19 protein-coding genes and 1 other annotated feature are annotated in these 25,678 nt (G+C 28.2%); of the genes, 6 read left to right on the forward strand and 13 right to left on the reverse strand.

What is annotated here, in order from left to right; translation table 11 throughout:
• The first annotated feature begins 371 nt into the window (after nt 1-371).
• A complete protein-coding gene (locus IR151_RS18580; RefSeq protein ID WP_227437259.1) occupies nt 372-1,547 on the forward strand; it encodes a GGDEF domain-containing protein in 1,176 nt (391 codons plus the stop codon).
• A gap of 272 nt (nt 1,548-1,819) precedes the next feature.
• On the opposite strand, the gene IR151_RS18585 is transcribed toward IR151_RS18580, so the two are convergent.
• The 9 genes from IR151_RS18585 to IR151_RS18625 all read right to left on the reverse strand — a co-directional run bounded on the left by IR151_RS18585 (nt 1,820) and on the right by IR151_RS18625 (nt 15,577).
• Nucleotides 1,820-3,754 (reverse strand): YARHG domain-containing protein, encoded by a 1,935-nt coding sequence (locus tag IR151_RS18585; protein ID WP_227437260.1) that lies wholly within the window; start codon nt 3,752-3,754, stop codon nt 1,820-1,822.
• Between the two features lie 183 nt (nt 3,755-3,937).
• Nucleotides 3,938-4,396: a hypothetical protein gene (locus tag IR151_RS18590; protein WP_227437263.1), complete on the reverse strand. Its 459-nt coding sequence runs from the start codon at nt 4,394-4,396 to the stop codon at nt 3,938-3,940.
• 176 nt (nt 4,397-4,572) lie between these two features.
• A complete protein-coding gene (gene asnS / locus IR151_RS18595) occupies nt 4,573-5,970 on the reverse strand; it encodes an asparagine--tRNA ligase (protein ID WP_227437264.1) in 1,398 nt (465 codons plus the stop codon).
• Between the two features lie 75 nt (nt 5,971-6,045).
• Nucleotides 6,046-6,280 (reverse strand) — a binding site (T-box leader).
• Between the two features lie 289 nt (nt 6,281-6,569).
• A complete protein-coding gene (locus tag IR151_RS18600; RefSeq protein WP_227437266.1) occupies nt 6,570-6,764 on the reverse strand; it encodes a CDIF630_02480 family spore surface protein in 195 nt (64 codons plus the stop codon).
• A gap of 110 nt (nt 6,765-6,874) precedes the next feature.
• Nucleotides 6,875-8,548 carry a bile acid germinant receptor pseudoprotease CspC gene (gene cspC / locus IR151_RS18605; RefSeq protein ID WP_227437268.1) on the reverse strand — a complete coding sequence of 558 codons (1,674 nt, stop codon included), beginning with the start codon at nt 8,546-8,548 and terminating at the stop codon, nt 6,875-6,877.
• A 9-nt stretch (nt 8,549-8,557) separates the two neighbouring features.
• Entirely contained in the window at nt 8,558-11,956 is a 3,399-nt protein-coding gene (gene cspBA, locus IR151_RS18610; RefSeq protein WP_227437270.1) for a bifunctional germination protease/germinant receptor pseudoprotease CspBA, read from the reverse strand.
• Between the two features lie 148 nt (nt 11,957-12,104).
• Complete coding sequence (locus tag IR151_RS18615) at nt 12,105-13,301, reverse strand: VWA domain-containing protein (RefSeq protein WP_227437272.1); 1,197 nt, start codon at nt 13,299-13,301, stop codon at nt 12,105-12,107.
• 20 nt (nt 13,302-13,321) lie between these two features.
• Nucleotides 13,322-14,143: an AAA family ATPase gene (locus IR151_RS18620; protein WP_227437274.1), complete on the reverse strand. Its 822-nt coding sequence runs from the start codon at nt 14,141-14,143 to the stop codon at nt 13,322-13,324.
• 318 nt (nt 14,144-14,461) lie between these two features.
• Nucleotides 14,462-15,577 carry a 4-hydroxybutyrate dehydrogenase gene (locus tag IR151_RS18625; protein ID WP_227437276.1) on the reverse strand — a complete coding sequence of 372 codons (1,116 nt, stop codon included), beginning with the start codon at nt 15,575-15,577 and terminating at the stop codon, nt 14,462-14,464.
• 393 nt (nt 15,578-15,970) lie between these two features.
• Between IR151_RS18625 and IR151_RS18630 the strand changes: the two genes are divergently transcribed.
• The 4 genes from IR151_RS18630 (at nt 15,971) to IR151_RS18645 (ending at nt 19,200) form a co-directional block, all read left to right on the forward strand.
• A complete protein-coding gene (locus tag IR151_RS18630; protein ID WP_227437278.1) occupies nt 15,971-16,660 on the forward strand; it encodes a helix-turn-helix domain-containing protein in 690 nt (229 codons plus the stop codon).
• Between the two features lie 36 nt (nt 16,661-16,696).
• Nucleotides 16,697-17,395 carry a transglutaminase-like domain-containing protein gene (locus IR151_RS18635; protein WP_227437280.1) on the forward strand — a complete coding sequence of 233 codons (699 nt, stop codon included), beginning with the start codon at nt 16,697-16,699 and terminating at the stop codon, nt 17,393-17,395.
• A gap of 203 nt (nt 17,396-17,598) precedes the next feature.
• Nucleotides 17,599-18,693 (forward strand): AI-2E family transporter, encoded by a 1,095-nt coding sequence (locus IR151_RS18640; protein ID WP_227437282.1) that lies wholly within the window; start codon nt 17,599-17,601, stop codon nt 18,691-18,693.
• A 150-nt stretch (nt 18,694-18,843) separates the two neighbouring features.
• Nucleotides 18,844-19,200, forward strand: coding sequence for a hypothetical protein (locus tag IR151_RS18645; RefSeq protein WP_227437284.1), 357 nt, complete (start codon nt 18,844-18,846; stop codon nt 19,198-19,200).
• A 101-nt stretch (nt 19,201-19,301) separates the two neighbouring features.
• On the opposite strand, the gene eam is transcribed toward IR151_RS18645, so the two are convergent.
• Nucleotides 19,302-20,570: a glutamate 2,3-aminomutase gene (gene eam / locus IR151_RS18650; RefSeq protein ID WP_227437286.1), complete on the reverse strand. Its 1,269-nt coding sequence runs from the start codon at nt 20,568-20,570 to the stop codon at nt 19,302-19,304.
• 723 nt (nt 20,571-21,293) lie between these two features.
• Nucleotides 21,294-22,835 carry a hypothetical protein gene (locus IR151_RS18655; RefSeq protein WP_227437287.1) on the reverse strand — a complete coding sequence of 514 codons (1,542 nt, stop codon included), beginning with the start codon at nt 22,833-22,835 and terminating at the stop codon, nt 21,294-21,296.
• Between the two features lie 273 nt (nt 22,836-23,108).
• Between IR151_RS18655 and IR151_RS18660 the strand changes: the two genes are divergently transcribed.
• On the forward strand, nt 23,109-24,158 hold the full coding sequence (locus IR151_RS18660; protein WP_227437288.1) for a PTS transporter subunit IIC: 1,050 nt from the start codon (nt 23,109-23,111) through the stop codon (nt 24,156-24,158).
• Nucleotides 24,159-24,208: 50 nt separating this feature from the next.
• On the opposite strand, the gene IR151_RS18665 is transcribed toward IR151_RS18660, so the two are convergent.
• Together IR151_RS18665 and IR151_RS18670 are read right to left on the reverse strand one after the other, a co-directional pair.
• Complete coding sequence (locus IR151_RS18665) at nt 24,209-25,243, reverse strand: DUF6398 domain-containing protein (protein WP_227437290.1); 1,035 nt, start codon at nt 25,241-25,243, stop codon at nt 24,209-24,211.
• 17 nt (nt 25,244-25,260) lie between these two features.
• Nucleotides 25,261-25,608: a cupin domain-containing protein gene (locus IR151_RS18670; RefSeq protein WP_227437292.1), complete on the reverse strand. Its 348-nt coding sequence runs from the start codon at nt 25,606-25,608 to the stop codon at nt 25,261-25,263.
• Nucleotides 25,609-25,678 lie beyond the last annotated feature (70 nt).

The raw sequence follows: 25,678 nt of genomic DNA on the forward strand, positions 1-25,678 counted from the left end.
TTATATCGTTGTAATTTCAATGCTTTTAGTTTTATAACAACTCTAATCCATATAATATATTAATTATAAATCTAACTAATTCAACTTAATTATACCTTAATTGGATATATTTATCTATTTTATTTGTCTTGTATTAGTATTTCATTATAATTGTCTAATATTCTAAAATAAATAACTTACTAATCTTAATTATAATAAAATACTAATACAAAATTTTATTTAATCTTAACTAATAAATACTATCTATTACAAATTTAGATTGTTACATATAACATATTTTGCTATAATTAAGTTATAAACAAAGTATTCCGAGTATCTAAGAAAAGAAGAGGAATACTTATTTTTATGTTTTATTTTTAATGGAGGCTTATATGAACTTAGAAAATTTAAAAAAATTCTTTGGATTCCCTCTAGATAAAAAATACAAAGAAAATGTTGAACGAGAACTTTGCAATTATCTTTATCATACAGGCAAAATTATTTGTATCATAATAATAATATCTCAACTAATTATGATGATATCAATATCAGCTAGAGATGGTGGTCCTTTTGCCACCCCAAGACGTCAATGGTATTTTTGTATGTATATAATACTATTTTGTATCTCTTTAATTTTTATGCTTGTTTTTTCTTATCTTTGGAATAAAAAAAAGGAACATTGTACTTATTATATAAACTTGTGGGTGATTTATGTAACATTTTTCTGCTTATGGGGTTGTGTAATTACTTTGCTTGACCAGTTAGGCGGAAATGATTTGAGTGTATTCAGTTATATAATGTTAACAGCTGCTGCTTTTTCAGTATTAAAATTAGGTCAATCAATAATAGTTTTTGGAGGATGTTTTTTATTTCTTAATCTACTCTTACCAGGAATTCAAACTGTATCAGGTAATGAGTTCAGTAATATTGTAAACACATTTTTTATAACATCACTTGCTATTTTTATTTCTACAATGTTATATAGAAGTCGTGTATTTACTTATTATGATAAAATGCTAATCCATCAACAATATGAAGAAATCTCCCATATGAACAATTTATTAAATCTTAAGGTTATGACTGATGACCTAACTAAAATGAATAATCGTAGGTATTTAGAAGATGTTCTTCAAAAAAAATTAAAGACCCATACAAAGCAAGAACCTATAACAGGAATGATGATAGATATAGATTATTTTAAACAGTTTAATGACACTTACGGACATCAAAAGGGTGACTACTGTTTACAGAATATTGCTAAAGTAATTTTAGATTTTACAAATTCTGAAAATTCACATGCTATCCGTTATGGTGGTGAAGAATTTTTTATATGTCTTTTCAATTGTGATGAGGCGAATGCTAAACTTAAATCCGAATATTTACGTAAGATTATAGAGTATTGTAATTTTGAACGTGATGACGTTCCTTCAAAATGTGTGACTGTTAGCATCGGAGTTCATACAAAGAAAGTTGAAGAATTAATAACTTTAAATGAATTTATAAGTTATTGTGATAAAGCTTTATATATTGCAAAAGAACAAGGTCGTAATCGTGTTGAGTTTTATTAGGAGTATAGAAACAAAGTATTAATCCTTATATTTATATTTTCTTAATAATAAATTTATTTTGTTCAAAATATTTGTATAATATTATGTAAACCTATAAATTAGCTTTTAGATTCATAATTATTAAATCTATAAATTATACTTAAGTCTAACTTATAGATTTAATAATTTTATATATAATTAATTCATGTTTAAAATTAATTCACATTTCAATTTTAATGTCTATAGACTATCTTATACTACATTTAGACATGTATTTTAAAATTTCTTATAACTTAGTTTTCCATTTCCTTAATCAATGATACATTTTGTTTCTCTACAGAATTTAAAACATCTGTATCCGCTCCTATACTATAATCTGGCTGATACCATGACTTATTGCTAAAATAGCTTTTATAAGGTTCTTCTTTAAATACATATCCATATCTTGCAAATATTTCATTTCTTATATATGCTAACTCCTCTTTACTATAAAGTTCAAGTTCATCTTTAGTTAATACTCTAGAATCACTATCATATATAATATAATCATCATCATAACTTACTTCTTTATTTTTCAAATTAGAACTTGAACCTGAATCACTTTTAGTACTCTTTTTATCAGTATTTTCACTATTTTCCTTGTTATTTATACTCTTGACAAATTTCTCCGCTTCTTCTTTGGAAATTTTATTAAGTGTACCACTTACATTATTAGCTTGTAATGAAATTTCATTACTATTAAACTTAGTTATAGTAAATTTTTCCTTTGATAAAGTATCTTTTCCTTTTAATACTATGCTATTACTATCTGAACTTTCTACTTCATATTTAACTGTATAATTGCTTTCTTCTTCACTTTTACTATAAAGTTTTATCTTATTTGGCTCCTCAAATTCAAATATATTATATTCATCAGCTTTCCAAAAACCATTTAAGTCTTTTGGTTCTAAATTTTTAGAGTAAATCAATTTATTTCCAAGATAAATCTCTAAATATTTTCCTACATTGTTTATTTCTATATTGTCTTTCTTAGTTTTTAAATTATAAAAATGTATTTCCTTATTTTTAGTGGAATATGCTATATTCTCTGAATTAAATGAATAGCCAACAACATCACTTGCTATCCTGTCTTTATCTAAAAATAACTCACCACTTGATTTAATATAAAGTAATTTCTCATCATTAATAATAGATACATTAGAATTTTCTTTCATATCATTGCCTATTTTTTCTTCTTCTTTATTATTTTTCTTAATATATACATCTCCATCAGAATTTGTAAATACAATTCCATCTTTAATAAAACTTACATAATTAATGTCTGATTTTATTTTATTAGACACCTCTTTACCTATTTCTTTCTCATATAATTCATCATCACTATTTATAAAATAAAATTTACTATCTCTATATTTATAAGACCTAACATCCGATGCTATTTTTTCACTAGCATTATTTTTGTACAAATATAATTCACCTTTCAAATCCTTATAATTATACTCACTTATATACATAATTTCTTCATCATTAGATTTTACCCCCCATAAATTTGATACATCTGAACTAATTTTGACCTTATCATTTTTATCTGTACTTTTTAAATATAGATTATCATCATTATTTATAAATATTACATCACCTTTATTATTTACAATATCAAAACTCTGTATATCAGTAGATATTTTTTCTTTATTTCCATCTTCTTTATATAGATATAACTCTTCATCTGTATTCATATAATATATGAATTTTCCATCTGTAGACATCCTATACAATACAACATCATTGGCTATTTTTTCTTTATCTTTTCCATCGTATTTTACATACAAGGATTTTTCTGATGATATATATGCTATAGTGTTTGAAGAAGGCATAAATTCATATGAATTAATTTCGTCAGAAGATAAATCTGATGCTATTTTTTCCTTTTCTTTTTTTAGATTATACTTATATAAATTATTTTCTTTATCTTGGATTAATATTGATTGTTCTCCATTTATATAATCTTTTTTAGTATATGTAGGTACATCTGATGCTATTTTTTCTTCATCCTTACCTTCTGTCTTTATGTATACATCTGTCATATCACCTGAGTTATTCTCATCATTTTTTAATAGTATAAGAGAATTATCTTTGTTTGCTTGCTTACCTTTAGAATCATTTTGTGAACTGCAACCTGTACATATAAGTGCCAAACTTAAAACTATAAACAACCCTTTCTTTAACATTATTACTCCCCCTCATGATAATGATAAAACTTTTTGTGTAATAAATATACTATTCAATAATTTTTTAGATTTAAATCACCTTACATATTTTTATACTATTTACATAAAGATAATGCTTAAATATAATTTATATTTAAACTTCCAAAAAATTACTCTACTAGTTATAGTATAGCACAATAAACGTTATCCAAGCACACCCACTATTGTCACTCCAAAAGCTTTTAGTGCCTCTTGAAGCACTTCATTTCCACCATAAGGATATCCAATAGGGTTAAAATAAAGTTTAGCAGTTTGTTCACCAATCATTTCGCAACCTTCTATTGTATAATCGCCAAGTCCAACTTCAGAAAACACAGTCTCAAAATCCCATGAAACAGACTTTATGTATTCCTGTCGATTCTCTTCATCCAGTAGTTTATAGTTCTCCCAAAACATTTTATTTTCTTCTTCTGTTGGCCACCAAAAATAATCTAATTCTTCTTTATTATAAAATTCATCTACTTTTTCTAAAATATAATATTCTAAATCCTCAATTTGTATACAATCATTTTTTATATCTGCTATATATGAAAATAAATTTTTTATTCGATTAAATATTTTTACATCATTCACATTAAATTTAATAAAACAAAAACTACACATTATTTATCCTCCTAGTATAAGTAACTTATAATTACATTGTATAATAAAATATGAACAAACAAACTACATATATTTGTAAACACAATAAAAATAACTTGTATGTATCTAAATCAGATAGCACACAAGCTATTTTATTATATCGAAAAATTATATAATCATATTATAGGTTATAATTATTAGAATTCAGCATTTTTAGGAGTTCTTGGAAAAGGTATAACGTCTCTTATGTTAGACATACCTGTCATATACATAATTATTCTTTCAAATCCAAGACCAAATCCAGAGTGAGTAGCAGTACCAAATTTTCTAAGTTCTAAATACCACCAGTAATCTTCTTCATTTAATCCCATTTCATGAATTCTATCTAATAGTACGTCTTCTCTTTCTTCTCTTTGAGAACCTCCAACTATCTCTCCAACACCAGGAACTAATAAATCCATTGCTCTAACAGTTTTCCCATCTTCATTCATTCTCATATAGAAAGCTTTTATATCTTTTGGATAATCTGTAACAAATACTGGAGAATTGTATATTTGTTCTGTTATATATCTTTCATGTTCAGTTTGAAGATCGCATCCCCATTCTACTGGATACTCAAACTCATGTCCTGATTCAAGTAATAGCTCTACTGCTTTAGTATATGTTATTCTAACAAATTCAGAGTTTACTATTTTATTTAGTCTTTCTAGCAATCCTTTATCTATAAAACTATTAAAGAATTCCATTTCTTCAGGAGCGTTTTCTAAAACATAGTTTATAACATATTTTATCATATCTTCTGCAAGTTCCATATTATCTTCAAGGTCTGCAAAAACTATTTCTGGCTCTATCATCCAAAATTCTGAAGCATGTCTTCCTGTATAAGAGTTTTCAGCTCTAAATGTAGGTCCAAAAGTATAGACATTTCTAAAAGAAAGTGCCATTATTTCGGCATTTAATTGCCCACTAACTGTCAAATTAGCTTCTTTCCCAAAGAAATCTTGTGTATAGTCTATTTTCCCATCTTCTGTTTTTGGTATATCATTTAAATCCATAGTTGTTATTCTAAACATTTCTCCTGCACCTTCACAGTCACTACCTGTTATGATTGGAGAATGTGCATATACAAAGTTTCTTTCTTGAAAGAATTTGTGTATTGCATATGCAGCTATTGATCTTACTCTAAACACAGCTGAAAAAGTATTACTTCTTGGTCTTAAATGTGCTATTGTTCTTAAATACTCAAGTGTATGTCTTTTCTTTTGTAGTGGGTATGAACTATCTGATTCACCTTCTACAACTATATTTTTTGCATGTATTTCTACTGGTTGTTTAGCTCCTTCTGTAGATACCAACTCACCTTCTACAAGTATAGATGAACTTATTGCCAATTTACCTATCTCTTTAAAATTTTCAACTTTTTCATCAAATACTATTTGCATATTTTTAAAGAAACTTCCATCATTTAATTCTATAAATCCAAAGTTTTTAGATACTCTAGATGTTCTTATCCATCCAGCTACTTTTACAGTTTTTCCTATGTACTGTTCTTTATCTCTGTACAATTCTTTTACTGTTATAAATTCCTTTTGCATTTTAAAGCCTCCTAGTTTAATTTTTAGTAATTTTTTCTAAATATAATTCCATAAAAAAAGCCCTTCATCCCTGTATAAAGGGACGAAAGACTATTACTTTCGCGGTACCACCCTAGTTGTCATAAATGACCTCTTAGTTAAGCAATGCTTAAAGCCTATAACGGTGCCTTCCGTCTAAGTCTACTTGCTAAATAAGCTTTCGATTAGAAACTCCAAGATGTTCTTCAATATAAAACTTGTATTGAGCTTTCACCATCCTCAACTCGCTAAAACTACATTTTATATCTACTCTTCTCTTCACAGTATTTATCTTCTATTATTTCCGCTAATTAACAAAATTATACCAATTTATAAATTTTTAGTCAATAAATTTATACAATTGATATTTACTAGTCTTATATAATCTATAAATATTTATATACAAAAATTTATATTTTCCTTTCAAATATTTGTAAGTTACATTTTGCCTTCTGACACCTATAAAAAAAGTAAAGCAGTATACTGTTTATTAGCTTAAGTTTAACTTTAAGCTTTTTAAACTAATACTACTTTACTTAAATACAATAAATTATTTATTTTTGTTATCAAGTATAGAAGTCTTACAGTTTACTTCCATTGTCAACCCAATCTTTTGCTTCTTCAACACTATTAAGTGAAGGTATTGAAACTTTACTATGAGGTTTTAATTTTTCAACATCTGCCCAAGCTGCTGTTGATTCATTTCCAACTAGAAGCGGACTTCTAAGTCTTTTGTTATCATTACCTTTTAATGCTCTTGCTTTTTTACTTTCCAAAACTATCACCTCTATATATTTATTTTGTAATAGTTTTAGCAATTTTTCAAATTAAATTCATAAGTAAAATTTATAACAGATAAAATACCATTATTTACATATTTTTTTATTTATAAAGTATTTGCCATCTGTTGAATTGTATTTTTTAAATTTAAAATACCATATCCCTGTGAAACATTTGGATAAGTATATATATCGAGCTTCGTAGCTCCCAATATTAAATATGTTTTTAAAACTTGTGTAAACAACGATAACCTTGGGATATTATCTTGTTTTTCCAAATATTCCATTAATAAGGCTAAGACTCCACAAACTATTGAACTACTAACTCCTGTACCTGTTGCTGTATTGTAGGTTCCATTTTTATATGTAGATATTATATCTACTCCTGGCGCTACTATATCTGGCTTAATTCCCCTTCCTCTAATTGGCCCTTTTGATGAACCAATCCACATACTATCAGTCTTATTATTAAATGTACCAACTGTGATTACATCATCACCAGCAGCATACATAGTTATTGTAGCCACTGAGTCTGGGTCTAAAAATCTTGTATCTGGTGCTATCAAGTTTTTATTTGGTAAATATATATCATACTCTCCCCCTATTATAAGTTCTGGAGTTAGCCTCAAAGTCCACACACCAGGTTTTATATCTCTGAGTCTTATCTCTAGGCTTTCATTCCCAGAAGTAATATATGGATAGATGAATCTCATTGAATAAGTAGTATTTTCCAGATTAAACTTTCCTCTATATACATAAAAGTCTGGAGAATATCTTATATCATGACTAACCTCACCTGAAGGAGATATTATTTGTGCCCCTATCTTATCTGGACCATTTGTATTGAGTGTTATATCAAGTGCGTAATCGTCACCATCTTGTATTATTACATCTTGGACTTCATTTAAACTACTAAATCTTCCAGCATAATGAATATCTGTATTACCTTGATTACCTGCACCACTTACTACAACAACACCAGCACTACTTAATATATTAAATGTATCTAATATGGAAGTAGTTGCTACAGCACCTGACTTAACTCCAATAGTAAGATTTATTATTATAGGCTTATTTTCTGTTTTTGCTATATTAGTAACATATGTTATAGCTGCTAAAAAATCTGAAACACTATAATTTATCTTTCCAGCATAATAAGTATCTGTATATGATTTTAATTTAACCACTATCAAATCTGACTCTGTAGTTATACCTCTATATTGTGAATTTACTCTTCCATTTCCCACTAATATACCAGAAGCCAAAGTTCCAGTACCTATATTATCTTGACTTAAACTTCCATCATTTCTACTTATAGCTAAACTTAATTCACTTCTTGTAAATTCACTCCCAAAAATAAATCCTTCTGGTGGTGGATTTGTATTTTCTTCCTGATCCCATAATCGTAAAACCTTACTCGTTCCATCCGCATTTATAAAGTCAGGGTGTAAATAATCTATACCAGAATCTATAACTGCTAATAAAATCCCTCTTCCTGTTATATCATTATATGGATTCTCATAAATATACTCTGCTTCAGTAGCTGTTGTAATAGTTTCTCCATTATTCATATTATTAGTTATTTCAATTAAACTGCTCATTGGAGCAGATTCTTCCCACCAAGCAACCTGTAATATATTGTTTAAAATAGTTTCATCAAAATCCATAGGTACATATATTACTGCAAGCTGACTATTTAAAACCATATATTTATTTATTCCGTTTTCTTGAAGTGCAGTTTCTATATCACCTTGGTAAATTATACAATAAGATTTTTCCATAAATCCCTCCTATCTTAACACATCAAACATACCTCTAACATCCAAAGTTCCATATCCAGTACTCATATTTGGATACTCTGTAGTTTGGTTTTTTCTAGCTCCAGCCTGCATAAAAGTTTTTATTTTTTGAACATATGCTTGATTTGGATATCTTCTATCAACAAAAGTATATTGAAAATACATCGCAGCGGCTCCTGCAGCATGTGCACTAGCTGCTGCTGTCCCAGTTATAGTCGCATATGTATTTCCAGGATATGCAGCTATTATATTAACTCCTGGTGCTACTAAGTCTGGCTTTAATCTATCCTCAATAGTCGGCCCTCTTGATGAACTTTGCCACAAACTATTATTAATAGTATTATAAGCTCCTACAGTTATTAAATCATCTTGAACAGCTGGATAATTTATTGTATAAAAAGGGTCAACCTCTCTAAATCTAGTTCCACTTTTTAAAAGAGCCCTATTTGGAAGATACAAGTTATATATTCCATTTACAATATAAACTCCTACTAATCTAATCTTCCACACTCCTCTTTTAGCATTTTTCAGAGTAACATTGGTAAACTGCTGCCCTGAAAAAGTAGTTGGATATACATATGTTATAGAATACTCCGTTCCTTCTAAATCAAATAAACCTGTTATCCTATTATAACTTGATATTCCAACACTTTTACTTTCTTCACCAGTGGGAGACACTATTATTACATCTGCCTTATCTGGTTTATTCAGCCAAAGTTCAACTGATAATTCTTCTTCTTCTTCATTTAATTCCAACTCGACTTCAACGGAACTTCCTACATTTGGTATTATTCCAGATGTGTGTGTCTGAGTATTTCCCTCATTTCCAGCTCCTGCTGTTATACACAACCCTCTAGTAAAAAATGCTTTTTCACTATTACTTCTATTGGTCAATCCAACTAAACTATTGCTACCCAAAGATATATTTATTACTAATGGTTTCCCAAGTTCTAAAGATTTTTTATATGCATACTGAGATGCAGCAAATAACATTGCACTATTATAAAATCCTTCTATCTTAGCAATTTTTATTATTATTAATTCAGCATCTTCAGCTATTCCTGCATATTCCTTATTTACATTACCAAGACCTGCACATATGCCACTTATCATAGTCCCTTGCCCAACTTCATCTTGAGATAGACTAGCATCATTTTCTGCAATTGCTCTATTAATATCTTCTCGTGTATATTCTGTCCCAATATAAAAACCTTCAGGTGGAGTTCCATTCTTTGTTTGGTCCCATAAAAAAGCTATTTTTGAGGTTCCATCTGCATATATAAAGTCTTTATGTAAATAGTCTATTCCTGTGTCAGCAATCGCTATAAGAGTACCTCTTCCTGTTATTGTTATATTGGGATTATTTTTAAAAAAATTTACACCTATTTCTTCGGTTGCAACTACACCACCAAAAGTACCTTGATTAATCTCTCCAAGCAGTGTCATCTTTATAGTTGATTCTGTCCTTATAACTGATGGAAGTTCCAAAACTCGTTGTATGCTATTATAGTCTGTAGTGTTTATAGATAATACACCAAATGAGTCACTTAGCTTAAGAAATTCTTGACTCATACCCAATGAGGCTAACTCATCTTCAAATTCAGGAGTATGAATTACATTTATTCCTGCCAATGTTCCTGATTGTCTATCCATATTTTCACTTATAAAATCCTCCAACTTTAAATCATCGTTTCTCTGAGAATTATAATTTTCTATAACTCTATAATTATTTTCTTCATCTTTAAACGACTTATTAGTGCTTCTATATCCAATGTCTTCTGTTTCTAAGTCTTGATTTATACTAGATAAAGTATACAAATCTATGTCTGATAAACTTAAAAAACCAAATCCCGATGAATTATTTGGATATGACTGATTACTTGTTCTTCTTGCTCCCCTAAGAAGCAATGCTCTTAACTTTTGCGAATATAAAAACAAATCATTTCCATTTACAATTCCCCATTCCATAAACAACGAACAAACTCCTGTAACATGAGGAGTGGCCATGCTCGTTCCAGTTAATGCTCCACTGGTACCTCCTGGTAAAAAAGATATTATATCTTCGCCTGGAGCTAATAAATCTGGTTTAAATACACCCAATTGTGTATCTCCCTCGCCAGAAAATATAGATACTATATCTGTTCTTGAATTGAAACTTCCTACAGTTATAACTCTACTTGCTGTTCCGGGAACTGTAACAGTAAGTTCTTGAGTAGGAATCAAAAATCTCGTGTTTCTATTTAATCCCTCAGAAGTTGGTAGATATATGTTTACATTACCAGTTACAATATCTATAGGTTCAAATACGATTCTCCATAGACCAGGATTTATCTGTGTATTTGAACTTAATTGCAATGTAACTCTTCTAGTAAGAGAATATGGTGCTATAGGATAAAAATAACCAGTAATTCTTGTATCTCCTAAAGTATTTCTTATTTCACCTGAAGTTAGAGAAATTGATTGTGTCTGGCTATTCGATGGACTTACTAAATGTACACTAAAGTCATCAATAAAATCTGGCCATATGTTTATATTTAATATACGCTCTCCTTCTCCAATTACAAACTCAACTTCTTCTGTAGTATTATTTTGAAGCCTAATCCTTTTATGTCCTCCCTTATCTGCATTATTACCAGCCGCTACCACTATATTATTTTTCCAAAATAAACACATATCATCTATATACTGCTCAAATAAAGAAGTCCCTCTATGTGAGCCTTCATTACTTCCATAACTTATATTTAATGTAACAGGCATTCTTAATTCTAATGCCCTATCTAAAATAAATTTAATCGCCCTCATAAACTCTGTACTTCTTGAAAAAACATCTGTCTGTATATTTCCAACCCTTACTACTATTATCCTAGCATCGCTTGCAATGGTTGAACAAATACCTGCAACATGTGTACCATGTAGACTAGTCGTTGAGATAGGTATATATGTATTACCAGCTATTGCATTATTTATATCTTCATTATTATATAAGGTTCCTTCTTTAAAACCTGCTGGAGGATTTCCTTGTATAGACTGGTCCCAATAGTATAATATTTTGGACTTTCCTTCGCTATCTCTAAATACAGGCAAAGTATAATCTATACCTGAATCAATTATACCAATTATAGTTCCTTTTCCAGTTAATCCTGTTCTATTTTTAAAACCTGTTATCCCTGTGCTTGAAAAACTTTGTATGTCTTGAGTTTGTAATATAAAAGGTTTTTCTATAAACTCTATTTCTGGATAAGTCAGTAATCTATTTATATCTTCTTCATCACTTGATGTTATTATCGCATAGGAAGCATTAAGTATTTCTACTGAAACACCTAATTCTTGCTCTAATCTTAATATATCTCCATTGTATTTTACGATTAATTCATAATTTATTATAATCACCTCAATTTCTAAAATTATTATTAATGTATATGTTTTTTGTAAGTCTAAAATGTATTAGACTACATAATTTTTAAATTTCAATTATACAATTTATAATATAAAAAATGATGGTACATTTTTTATATAATTTGTACCATCATTTTTTATATTATTTCGCGACCATTAAATTTTTCAATGATTTTTCCAATCCTTTTACAGTTAATGGATACATATTAAACTCACTTTGTATTAACCTTTGAGTCTGATACCAATAACTGATTGAATCCCACCCATCTCTCAGTTCCGGATTTAGCCACACAATTTTACTATACTTTCTTTTGAATCTTTTAAGCCACTCTATTCCAGGTGTATCGTTATATGGACCTCGATAATTACCACCAATATGAAGTAACTCAGAAGGTGCCATAGACGCATCACCCACGATTATAACTTTATAGTTTTTATCTATGTTTTGTAATATCCATTCAGTATCAATAGACTTACTTAACCAACATTCTGGTGTAGTAAATAATCTATCATAAAAACAGTTATGAAAATAGTATACTTTTACATCTTTAAAGTGATTTGATTTACTTACAGACTGAAATAATGTATTACATAAAGTACTATATCCTCTCATTGAACCCCCTGAATCTATAAGCAACAAAAGCTTCACTGTATTTTTTCTTGGTTTTTCGAAAAACAGTTTTAAATATCCTGCATTATTACAAGTCTCTTCAATGGTTTTATCTAAATCAAGTTCTGTTTTTGGAGCATCTATTCTAGTAGAAAATTGACGAAGCCTTTTTAATGCAACTTGAAATTGACGCATATTTAAAACTTCATCATCTCTAAAATCCCTATACTTTCTTTCTCCTGCAACTTCGAGAACAGCTCTTCCATAGGTGGAAGTTCCGCCTATGCGTATACCAGTTTGACCTTTGCCTGAATGACCTAATTCAGAAGTACCCCCTGTTCCTATCCAGTAATTCCCTCCATTATGTGGAGAATCTTGTTCTTTTATACGTTCCTCTAATTTAGCTCTCAATTCATCAAGGTTTATGTTGGGATTTTGCTCTAATCTTTCAAATCCTTCTAAATCTACATTTGGATTTTTAAGCCAGTTCATAATCTCTTCTGGAATTTCCTCTTTGTGTTCTATACCTTTAAAGTACTCCAAAAACACTGCATCAAATTTATCAAAATTACTTTCACTTTTTATTAAAATCATCCTACAAAGATAGTAAAAATTCGAAAAATTTGAATGACAAAGCCCTTTGTCTAGTGCTTCAATTAGAGTCATCCACTCATTTAAAGATATATCTAGGCCTCTTGCTCTCAATAAATAAAAAAATTTAATAAACATAATTATTCAGCTCCTATTGACTACAAACGTTTTTGCATAGATTCAATATCCTCGTTATTTTTAAGCAGTATCCCTGCAAAAGGAACTTCTTTTTCTATTTTTTCAATTGGAATTCCACTCAAAGTCAATGCTTGTATCCAGTCTATTAACTCTGATGTACTAGGCTTCTTTTGTATCTCTCTTAAACTTCTAATCCAATAAAAAGTAGTCATTACTTGTTCCAATAAATGTTCTTCAACTTTATCAAAATGTACTTTTACTATCTCCTCCATCATATCTCTATCAGGAAATTCTATATAATGAAATATACATCTTCTTAAAAAAGCATCTGGAAGCTCTTTTTCTGCATTCGAAGTTATAATCACTATAGGTCTTTGTTTTGCTGTTACAGTTTCTTTTGTTTCATTTATATAAAACTCCATTTTATCTAATTCCCAAAGTAAGTCGTTTGGAAACTCTAAGTCTGCCTTGTCTATTTCATCTATCAAAAGAATTACTTGTTGTTCTGAACTAAATGCTTCTCCTAATTTACCATATTTTATGTACTTACCAATATCATCTACTCCTTCACCTCCAAATTGGCTATCATAAAGTCTTTGAACAGTATCATATACATAAAGACCATCCTGTGCTTTTGTAGTTGATTTTATGTTCCAAATTACTAAATCTTTTTGCAGTTGATTTGAAATTGCTTGTGCAAGCATAGTTTTTCCTGTTCCAGGTTCTCCTTTAATTAAAAGTGGTTTTTCAAGTGCTATAGCAACATTAACTGATGCCATTAATTCTGGTGATACTACATAATCACTGCTTCCTTTAAAATTACCCATTTCTTTTTTTATCATAGGTTCTACTCCTTTTAAACAATAAATTTTCTAAATGTATATGACTATTATATTACTATTTTTGATATAAAGTGGTAATATAACACATTTGTATATCATTACTCTAAAATTCTATATCTAAATAAAATTACCTCTAAAATATTTAAATTTTATCTTTATTTGTCATAATTAAATGAAATATATATTTTTTAATAAGTACAAGATATATTATCTTATAAAAATATCAGTCATAAAAAGCGATGATTTAATTAAATCACCGCTTTTCATAAATTTGAGTTATAGCTAAATATAGAACAATTAACTTTTAGATTTGGGGTATCAATATAAAGTTCTGTATATATTTACTATTTCTTCTTTATTAAGTTTAATATAACTTTGATTTAGCAACCTTTGTTGACTATCTAGTACACTGTCTGCAAAACTATTTATCTCATACTCTTTCATTCCATATTCTCTTAAACTTTTTCTTGTAATAATTTTATTAAGTAGTTCTTCCATTTTTTCATATACCTCTGATACTTTACAATTCATTATTTCACTCAAAAGCATATTTATTTTTGCTAATTTACCATCTGGTGATAATCTATTATATGCTTTAAATACTTCTATAAAAAATTGATAATTAGCTTCACCATGAGTAACATGATAAACTCCACTTAATGGGTATGAAAGTGCATGTACTGCTCCTGTACCAGCATTTCCAAAAGCAATACCAGCTAAATCACTTGCAATCAAAAAATCTTCTATAATATCAAATCTATAATCTTTTCCATTTAGTTCAATTTGCTGAAATCCATTTAAAATCATCTCTATAGCTTTGGTACTAAAAATTTCTGTATAAATACTCGCCTTTGGAGATACAAAAGATTCTATAGCATGTATTAAAGCGTCGATTGCACTTGTAGCAAAAAATGAATATGGAAGCTCTAATAATAACTCTGGAATTAAAACTGCATAATCTGGAAATAATTCATCTACAGCTAATCCAAACTTCGTATTCATCTCTGTTATTTCTGCAATTGAAATATTTGACACCTCTGAACCTGCTCCACAAGTTGTAGGAACAGCTATTAATTCTCTTATTTTTTCTAAAGGAACCTTTTTTTGAAATAAATCACTTGATTTCTTTCCATCTTTCAGTACTAACAACTTTGCCATATCAATAACTGCTCCCCCACCAATAGCAATAATTCTTGTACAATTAGTTTTTGAAAAATCATCCAATAATTTATCCATCATTATATCATTAGGTTCACCAGTTCCATACTTACTTTTATATTCTACATGTGCATCCAAACCAAGGCTTTTAAAATATGTATCATATGCACTTTTACTTGTCAATATAAAATCTGATTTACAAATTTTGAATTCTTCTATAAATTCCTTTGAATTTTTAAATTTATGAACTTGTGTTTTTTGCTGAAATAACTTCATGACATCCTCTTTTCTTCAACTTATGACTTGATGTTTTATTTTATATAATCTGTAATATAATTATAAAATTTTTATTTTTTATATGCAAGTTTTACCATAAGTAATTTATATTTTAAAATATCTCAATATAGGTCCAATATTATATAAAATAAAATTAATTCATTATAAAAATAATCTAATTTTAAAATAATTGAACAAAATTAAAATCTAAAGTATAATAAAATAAAAATTTCACTAATCTTACTGAAAAATACTGTACAATTAACCTGTATTTCCTCAATAAGAAAAATGTTTGGAGGTAATTTTATTAATTATATAATTATGTCAAATAATCATATTTCTTCGTTTACAAATTCTATTCAATCAAATAAGCATAAACATTGGATGTTACAATTGTTTATAGGAATTGAAGACAGTTTAAATATAACTATAGATGGCAATGATATAGAAGGTAAATGTATTATTGTAGATAGTAATATAGAACATTGTTTTTCAACAGGAGAAAAAATATGTTTTACTATGTTAATTGAGCCAACATCATCACTTGCATTAAGCTTTAAGTCAAAATATATTGACAAAATTAAAGGTTATGGAATTATAGATATTCATAATAATAAACATACACAAAAAGAATATATTAATTTTTTCAAAAATCATGATGAAAAAAGTTATTTAAATTTTACAAATTCTATGTTCGAATATCTTAATGTTACTCAAGACAATTACACAGTAGTTGATAAAAGAATTCATAAAATAATGCAAAGACTTAATGAGTGTGACTGTCATGACCATTCTATAAAAAAGATTTCTAATATGGTCTTTCTTTCGCCAAGTAGAGTGTCCCATATATTCAAAGAACAAACAGGAATGCCATTAAAAAGTTATATTCTCCTACATAAAATTCAAAAAGCATATTTTTTACTTTTATCTGGTAAATACTCTATAACCGATGCTGCTATGATGTCAGGTTTTGACAGCGCTTCACATCTAGCATATACCAATAAATGTATGACTGGTATGAATATTTCTGGTATATTAAAAAACAGCAAGTTTTTGAAAGTTTCAAATTACTCTAAGATATAAAATATAATTACACTAAATAAAGGAGATTTATATTTTATGAAAAGACATTTATCAGAAAGTACATTATTAGACTTTAATTCAAAAAATGTTCAAGAGCTTATTATCGAAAAAAAATGGAATCAATTAGATAATTTTAATAAAATCAAACAAATTTATAATTTTGTTAGAGATGACATCAAGTTTGGTTTTAATGAAAGTGACAATATATCTGCAAGTAAAATACTAAAAGATGGATATGGACAATGCAATACAAAGACGATACTTGCTATGTCACTTTTAAGAGGCGTTGGCATTCCATGTAGGATTCATGGTTTTACTCTAGATAAAAGAGTTCAATTAGAACTCTTAGGAGTTCTTTACAAGATTACTCCTACAGAAATCATTCACACATGGATAGAAGTATACTATGAAAAACAATGGTATCAATTAGAAGGTCTTATTTTAGATAAAAATTATCTTACAAGTATTCAGCAAAAATACAATGACTGTCAAGGCTTATTTTGGGGATGGGGCATTGCCACTAAAGATTTGCAAAATCCTCAAATATCTTGGAATCTAAATAATACATTTATTCAAAAAGAGGGAATAATTGATGATTTGGGAACCTTTGATACTCCAGATGATTTTTTCAATCAATATAACCAAAAAATAGGATGGTGTAAAAATCTTTTATACAAATATATTGGAAGGCACTATATAAATAGAAATGTACAGAGAATTAGAAACAAATTATAACTGTTTCTATTTGCAATATGCAAATTTGAGAAGATAAAAACACTATTTAGAGAAAACTTGCAAAATATTGTACACCTGTCAAATTTAATATTAATCACACTATATTAATACTACTTTTTATTGTATAATAAGCTATAAATATTAACTTGATTTTAAATTTAAGTAAATATAAACTTAATAAATATAAGAAAGGTTGTGTTGTTTTGCAAGATAAAAAAATTCATTTAAATATTATACTTACTGTAGTTATTTCATATATTTTGATTAAAGTTATTGATAATTACAAATATTTTTTTGGAGTAATAAGTTTACTGATGTCACTACTAACTCCATTTATAATAGCCTTTGTATTAGCATATGTATTTAATCCATTAGTAAAGTTTTTAGAAAATAAACTTAATTTTAAAAGGATATACTCTTTGCTTCTTACTTATGGTGTATTAATAGTTATATTAATATCTTTTATACTATTTACAGTTCCATCCATAGTAAATAGTTTGGCTGATTTGGTAACTCAAGTTCCTATGTATATAGACAAGACAGAACAATTTTTATTTGATTTAGGAAAAAGCTTACAATCAGTAGACCCTAATACATTAAAAGAATATGGTGATAAAATTATGAGCGTAATGCCCAAGTTTAGTAACTTGCTTATTGGTTCACTTGGAGGAATCTTTAGTACTACCTTCTCTGTTGGAAAATTTATAGTACAACTTGTTTTAGGTTTTATAATTTGTTTCTATATATTATTAGAAAAAGAAAGATTCTTAGAATTTACAAAGAAAATTGTTTATATTTCTTTAGGTAAAAAATATGGAGACTTTATAATAGAATTGTGTCAAAGCTTAAATTTAAATATTGGTAAATATTTTACAGGCAAAATTTTAGATTCATTTGTAGTTGGAGTACTTTCTGGAATTGGTCTATACTTTTTAAAGTCTGAATATGCCCTATTGTTTGGTACATTAATGGGTATTATGAATATGGTTCCATATTTTGGCCCAGTAATAGGTATGGCACCAGTTGTAGTAATCAACTTATTCTACAATCCGACAACTGCATTAACTTGTTTAATTTACTTAATAATAATTCAGCAAGTAGAAGTTGCATTTATAGAACCAAAAATTGTAGGTGGACAGCTAGGGCTTAGCCCATTCTTTACAATACTAGCAGTTACTGTTGGTGGAGGATTTTTTGGTATACCTGGTATGATTCTATCTGCTCCTGTTATGGGTGTAATAAAAATATACTTTTGTGAATTTGTTAATCGTAGACATGATAAAATACAAATGGAATAAAAATACAATTTAATTACGATTTTGTAATCAAAGGTTACAGCTGTGTAACTGTAATATTATCCTCTTTAATGGTAATATTTAATTATAGAAAACATATAATATTATTAAGAAATGAATCTTATATAATTAATTACGAAAGAGGGTTTTAGTATGAAAAAAGCACTTATATCTTTATTAGTTTTATCTTGTTTATTATTAACTGCACCAGTAAATGAATCTTCTTATGCTGATTCTCAAAAGAATGTTCCTGTAAGTCAAAGTACTAAATTGACTCAAGAGCAAGCCAAAGAACTTTTAGTAAAATACAACAATAAAGTTGATTACATATATCAAGGAAATGCTAGCGATTTTGAAGCATTAAAAGCTAAAAATCTTAATGGATATGTATTTTTACCAGATGCAGATGGTGACATTGGTTATTTTGTAAATGAAAATACTTCTGAGATATATTACTTCCATCCAAGTGGATACCTTGAATTGGTTAATCAACAACAAAATAATAAATAAAATAATTAACTAATATAAAAATGGATGCAAATTGATATAAATTTAGCATCCATTTTATTTTTATTTTAAAGTTGTTTCTTTTTATATATCTAAATATTTTATTAATCCTGTGCTTGCTCTTTTATAAGTTTCTTTATATCTACAGCTGGTTCATCTTCCATTTTTATAACTTTGCCTTCCCATGTTCTAAGCATAACATAATCTGTTCCTTTTGATACAAGGTATTGTGGAAGTAATGGAGTCTTACCACCTCCTTTTGGAGCATTAACTATATATGTTGGTATTGCCATTCCTGATGTATATCCTCTTAGATATTCCATTATTTCAAGACCATCATCTACTGATGTATTAAAATGTTTTGTTCCTTTTACATGTTTGCTTTGGAATATATAGTATGGTTTTACTCTTATTTTAAGTAATTCTTGATTTAAACATCTCATTACAAATTTATCATTATTTATACCATTTAATAACACGGCTTGATTTCCTAATGGTATACCTGCATTTGCTAATTTTTCACAAGCCTCTTTAGATTCTTTAGTTATTTCCATCGGATGATTAAAATGTGTATTTATATATATAGGATGATATTTTTTTAGCATATTACAAAAATCATCTGTAACTCTTTGTGGCATGGTAACAAGAGTTCTAGTTCCTAATCTAACATAATCAACATGTGGTATTTCTTTAAGTTGGCTAAGAATCCATTCCAAATAATCATCTTTTAATGTAAGAGCATCTCCACCAGTTACTAATACATCTCTTATTTCTTCATTTTCTCTAATATAGTCTATAGATTCTTGTATAACAGCTTTCGACTTATGAGAATCTTGTTGACCAATATTTCTTCTTCTTTGGCAATGTCTACAATACATAGCACATTCATTTGTTACATTTATTATTAATCTATCTGGATATCTTCTAGTTATACATCCTGCTGGATTTGTATACTCTTCTCCCATTGGGTCTAAATCATCTTGTTCATCTTCCAATTCTATATGTGTCGGTATAGAAAGTAATTTTATAGGGTCACATATATCATCTGGGTCTATCAAGCTCAAATAATATGGAGATATTGCCCATCTAAATTGAGTACCAACTTCTTTTATATATTCTTTTTCTTTTTTAGTTAGATTGATAATCTTTGATAAAGTATCTACATCTGTGATTCTATTTGATAATTGCCATTTGTAATTATTCCAGTCTTCTTCTGTTCCATTTAATATGCTTAATATGTTTTGTTTTCGTTTATTTATCTCTTCTTCTTTTTCAAGACCTCTGTTAATTGTTTTCCTAGCCTGAATATAATCATCAATTTTTGATTTTAGTTCAGCAGCTCTCTCTAAGGATATTCTAGTTTGTTCATTCATAATTTTTAGCTACCAAAATTAATTAATTTCCATTATTGATAGCATCCTCCTTTCTGATGTGTTTATATCATTCTGATAGGCAAATTTAATTTTGCCATATAGATTTTATAACATATGAAATTGATTTTATTTTTGCATTTTTTCTGTTATTTTATACATTTGTGAATATTTTCCCACTATAGTCAATAAATTACAATTTATTATGCATTTTTTTTAACAAATGATTAATTATTTCTATTTTTAAGAATTATTTTACCATAAAACGATTATATTTTCAAGATGATTAAAGTTAAAATTTTAATAGAAAGTAAAGTATTTCATTAAATAATAAAAGCGGAGGTTTATTATAATAAATTTCTCCGCATTTTTATTTATTTAATTAAATTATACTCAGATAAAATCTTATTAGTAGCTTCATTTCTTTTTATAATCTCATCTTTTCTTTCTTCAATAATTATGATATTATACTTTTTTGCTATCTCTGCTATTTTCTTACATGATAAGTTAGACATAGAATGCGTTGTTGGATTATGATAATCTGGTATGATATATATGCCTTTTATGTTTTCATTTTTACAATAATTTTCACACTAAAAATTTAACACCAGTATGTTTCAATAAAATAGAAAGGATAGTATGATTACTCCCATACTATCCTCTTCTTATAATGATTTGATTTATTAATAAATCATAAATCTAACACTTCTAAATTTTTGTATAAATTTATCTTACATTTATAACATCACTATTTTTAGAATTTTGTCCATTGTAATTTGCCACTACATATATATCTAAATTTAAATCTCCTTCAGGGATACTTATAGTATGTTCATTCCCTTTTATATCACTTTGATACAAAGTAAACTCACCATCTCCATTAGTATTATTTTTTATATATATACTATAGGTACATTCTTTATGAGATACACTGCTCCAGTTAACTCTAATAACATTGTTATCTCTGTCAACATTAGCGGATATATTTTCAACCTTCATGTTTTGTATGTTATCATTATTATCTGAGTTGCCATTACCATTCATGTTAGTAATGTTTATTACATTACTTGGCTTGGTTGTGTCTGAGTCTTTCTTACCTAGAACATAAATATCATAATCTATACTCTGATTATCTTTTACATCAATTTCTATAGTAGCATATACTTTTTGTGATTTTCCTAAATCACTTTCATTTACAGTTATAGATTTAATTTTCTTAAATGATTCTCCTGACAACTTGTCTTTAAGATATATATCATAGTCAAAAACATCTTTCATATAATCCCATTCAAGTTTAATAATAACTTTGTTATTTACTATTTTATGTGAACCTACTAAATTCTGTATATAATCATTAGTTATAGTTTCTTTGACTACTGTTACAGTTATTATTTTAGACTTATCTCCACAAGTTATCCTTACTCTTTCTTTACCTTCTCTAAGACCTACTACACTTCCATCACCGCTTAGACTTATAGCTCTTTCCACAGGTAATTTTGAATCGGCCAACTCATAGTGTATTTTTGGTGGTTCTAAACCTGGTGGAGAAGTTATTATATCTGGTTTTAATTTCTCATTTTGGTCAACTTCTATTTTTACATCATTCATATTTATTTCGGCAACTCTAGCTTGAATTCTAAAGGTTCTCTCTACTTCTTTATTTCCACACTTAGCATATATTGTGGCTTTTCCAACTCCAACTGCACTTACTGTATTTCCTTTAATTTTTAGCACATCATCATTACTACTCTTATAAATAGGTTTATATGACTTTTTAAATTTGTCATAATCAACCTCTATTGTACTTTCTATAGTAGCACTATCACCAACATGTTTTAAATCCCCATTAATCTCCATATCTAGTGATTCTACTTCTGGGTCTACTACCTTTATAGTAGCCTTTTTCAACACTCTTGAATTCTTCATAATACCCACAGAAGAATACCCAACCTTTAATGCTGTCATCTTATTTCCATCTATTTTTAAAGTCCCTGAATTATCCAACACATTAAACCAAATATTTGGGTCTTTAGCATATGAAGGAACCTTGATATATTCGCCAGTAGACAAAGTAACTGTTTCATTTAGTTTTACTACATATTTATCTAAATCTTTAACATATTCCCCATCTACAATTTCGATTTCCACTCCCTTTACCATTGGTCTAAGTATTCCAAATTTAAAAAGGTAGTACTGCGCAACAAGCAATATAGGAATAGATATAATTATGGCAATTTTTCTGTATTTCTTATTTTCTACAAATCTCATCTATCCACTTCCTTTAGCCTAATATATAATCATTTGTTTTGTAAGCAATCTACCTAAGTTAAATATTGGGATAAACTGGAAAAGTATTATATTTCAGAATATCCCTATACTAATTATAAACCATAAATTTAAAATTTAAAACTAAAATTAGTGTTAATTTCTTACTATTACAGTAGTCTAATTTTAGTGAAATAACATTTGTCTTGTCAGCTGAAAAGTTATATAATTAATTAAAAAGAAATTATATTTGTATTATATGAGGAGGATTTTAAATTGGAAATCAATTGCAAAAAAAGAAATTTTAAATCGTTTGCTAAGAGCAAAAACATTGAAATTTCTGTTCAAAGGTATCTTATTGATGCATTAAGTTATATGGCACTAGGCCTTTTTTCTTCCCTTTTAATTGGAACAATTTTTAACACATTAGGAGACAACTTCAATATTTCTCTTTTTACTGAAGTTATAAGCCCACTTGCTAAGCAAGTTACAGGCCCAGCTATAGCAGTGGCTATTGCGTATGGACTTCAAGCGCCTCCACTTGTGCTATTTTCTTGTGCACTTGTTGGAGCTTGTGGTAATGAACTAGGAGGACCTGTGGGTGCATTTGTCGCTACACTTTTTGCAGTAGAAATTGGAAAATTAGTTTCAAAGGAAACAAAGGTAGACATATTAGTTACACCTGCTGTAACAATACTAATAGGAGTACTTGTGGCAGAACTTATTGGACCAGCAGTTTCTGCATTTATGACTTCATTTGGAAACATAATAATGCAAGCAACCACTATGCAACCTATAATAATGGGAGCTCTTGTCTCTGCACTTGTTGGAATAGCTCTTACACTACCCATAAGTAGTGCAGCTATTTGTATGATGTTAAGTTTGGGAGGGCTTGCTGGTGGAGCAGCAACTGTTGGTTGTTGTTGCCAAATGATAGGTTTTGCTGTTATGAGTTTTAGAGAAAATGGAGTAGGAGGTCTTGTAGCTCAAGGACTTGGTACATCCATGCTCCAAGTTCCCAATATAATAAAAAACTGGAAAATTTGGATACCACCTACAATAGCTTCAATAATACTTGGCCCATTATCTACAACAATATTTAAAATGGAAAATATACCTATTGGCTCTGGTATGGGAACTTGTGGATTAGTTGGACAATTTGGAACAGTAACTGCCATGCAAAGTGCTGGAAAAGGTGGAATAACTATGTGGATTGGTATACTTTTACTTAACTTTGTACTTCCTGCTATTGTAACTCTAATAATATCAGAATTTATGAGAAAAAAAGGTATGATAAAACCAGGAGATTTAAAATTAGATGTATAAATAAAAAAACTACTCCTTACTTTTTTATAAGTAATAAGGAGTAGTTTTTTTTATGAAAATTCCAACATTTTTTTCAGTAACCAATCCATAGAACCTTTAACTTCATTCCAAAGTACTATATTTTCATCATAGTAATAGACAGCTTCTCCCTTTTCTTCCGCTGTAACAAACTCTCTACCAAAGGCATTTCGCCAATCTATTAAATATAATCCAATATATTTATTTTTATTTTTAGCACTTTTAATAGCATCACTTGCTAAAAACATATTTTTATTTTTAAAATAATAAAGAGCTTTGCTATACATCCATGTAGCAGACTTTTCTTCTTTATACATTTCAAATAAATTATTTATTGCTATTCTATCATTTAACCTAATTAATACATTGAGTAATTTATACCTTATTCCTTGCTCATCATCAGGATTGATTTCTATTAAATACTCTAATACCTTTCTAGCTTCCTTTAAATTATCAATACTCTCTAACTTCCTAGCAAGAGACTCAAGTGCTACCATATAAGCTCTAGTAGATACACCTTTCCAAAATCCAAGTTGTCTATCTTCCTTAGTAATCATGCTTTTTCCAATGTTTACAGCTTCTTCCATATACCTAATTGACTCAATATGATTTTTAGCTTCTTGTGATAGTTTAATATATCTTTTATAAAGTATTTTTTTCTTTTCTAACTCTAAATCTATGGCTTTGGATTTAGAGTTACTCTCTCTTACCCAAAACTCAATATTAGAGATAGCAATAGTATCTTGATTTAAGAAATCAATATTACAAACGTCTTTTATCAATGATGATTTATTGTTTATAGTGTTTAAAGAAACACCTATTTTTTTTGAAAATTCCTTTTTGGTTATATGTAATGGATGCTTCTTATTATATAAGAGATTTTGCTCCAAAACTATGTTTAGTATAGCTGAAGACCATATATCAGCTCTAGAAGAATGAATTATCTCTTTATTATTATCTAAAATGTCTTGCAAGATTTTAAAACTTATATCTTTATATTCTTGATTTAGATTGGAGTTGCAAAATCTATTTATCTTGTCTTTAATTTCTTCTATCTTGCTTGTCATGACTCCTCCTCCATATTTTACACATATAAGACTACTGCTACAAATTCAAGTTCTTCTTCTCCTATATTCTCTATAGAATGTTCTTCACCATCAGCAGTGTATATTACATCACCCTCATTTACTTCTACAAATTCCCCATTATCAAAAACTTTACCTTTTCCCTTTAATATATAATATACCTCAAAATCAGTTGTATGGTCATGCACACCAATTGAACTTCCTACTGGTAAAGTTATTCTTTTAAATAATCTTCCTTTTCCTTTAAGCTCATCAATTTGTAATATATTTTCAAGCTTAACTTTTCCAACCCCACCAGTTAAATTTTCTTTTACTTCTACTTGTAATTCAGATTTCTTTCTTATCATAGCTCATCCCACCTGCCAAACAATCAATCTAACTACTAAATTGGCATATCCTTTCCATAATATGTTGTAT

Source organism: Clostridioides sp. ES-S-0006-03, from assembly GCF_020662275.1.
Taxonomy (GTDB): Bacteria; Bacillota; Clostridia; order Peptostreptococcales; family Peptostreptococcaceae; genus Clostridioides.

Bases quoted from the DNA above. Each gene is read 5' to 3' on its own strand.
- IR151_RS18580 (WP_227437259.1), top strand. From the start codon at position 372: ATGAACTTAGAAAATTTAAAAAAATTCTTTGGATTCCCTCTAGATAAA.
- IR151_RS18585 (WP_227437260.1), bottom strand. From the start codon at position 3,754: ATGTTAAAGAAAGGGTTGTTTATAGTTTTAAGTTTGGCACTTATATGT.
- IR151_RS18590 (WP_227437263.1), bottom strand. From the start codon at position 4,396: ATGTGTAGTTTTTGTTTTATTAAATTTAATGTGAATGATGTAAAAATA.
- asnS (WP_227437264.1), bottom strand. From the start codon at position 5,970: ATGCAAAAGGAATTTATAACAGTAAAAGAATTGTACAGAGATAAAGAA.
- cspC (WP_227437268.1), bottom strand. From the start codon at position 8,548: ATGGAAAAATCTTATTGTATAATTTACCAAGGTGATATAGAAACTGCA.
- IR151_RS18615 (WP_227437272.1), bottom strand. From the start codon at position 13,301: ATGTTTATTAAATTTTTTTATTTATTGAGAGCAAGAGGCCTAGATATA.
- IR151_RS18620 (WP_227437274.1), bottom strand. From the start codon at position 14,143: ATGATAAAAAAAGAAATGGGTAATTTTAAAGGAAGCAGTGATTATGTA.
- IR151_RS18625 (WP_227437276.1), bottom strand. From the start codon at position 15,577: ATGAAGTTATTTCAGCAAAAAACACAAGTTCATAAATTTAAAAATTCA.
- IR151_RS18635 (WP_227437280.1), top strand. From the start codon at position 16,697: ATGAAAAGACATTTATCAGAAAGTACATTATTAGACTTTAATTCAAAA.
- IR151_RS18645 (WP_227437284.1), top strand. From the start codon at position 18,844: ATGAAAAAAGCACTTATATCTTTATTAGTTTTATCTTGTTTATTATTA.
- eam (WP_227437286.1), bottom strand. From the start codon at position 20,570: ATGAATGAACAAACTAGAATATCCTTAGAGAGAGCTGCTGAACTAAAA.
- IR151_RS18655 (WP_227437287.1), bottom strand. From the start codon at position 22,835: ATGAGATTTGTAGAAAATAAGAAATACAGAAAAATTGCCATAATTATA.
- IR151_RS18665 (WP_227437290.1), bottom strand. From the start codon at position 25,243: ATGACAAGCAAGATAGAAGAAATTAAAGACAAGATAAATAGATTTTGC.
- IR151_RS18670 (WP_227437292.1), bottom strand. From the start codon at position 25,608: ATGATAAGAAAGAAATCTGAATTACAAGTAGAAGTAAAAGAAAATTTA.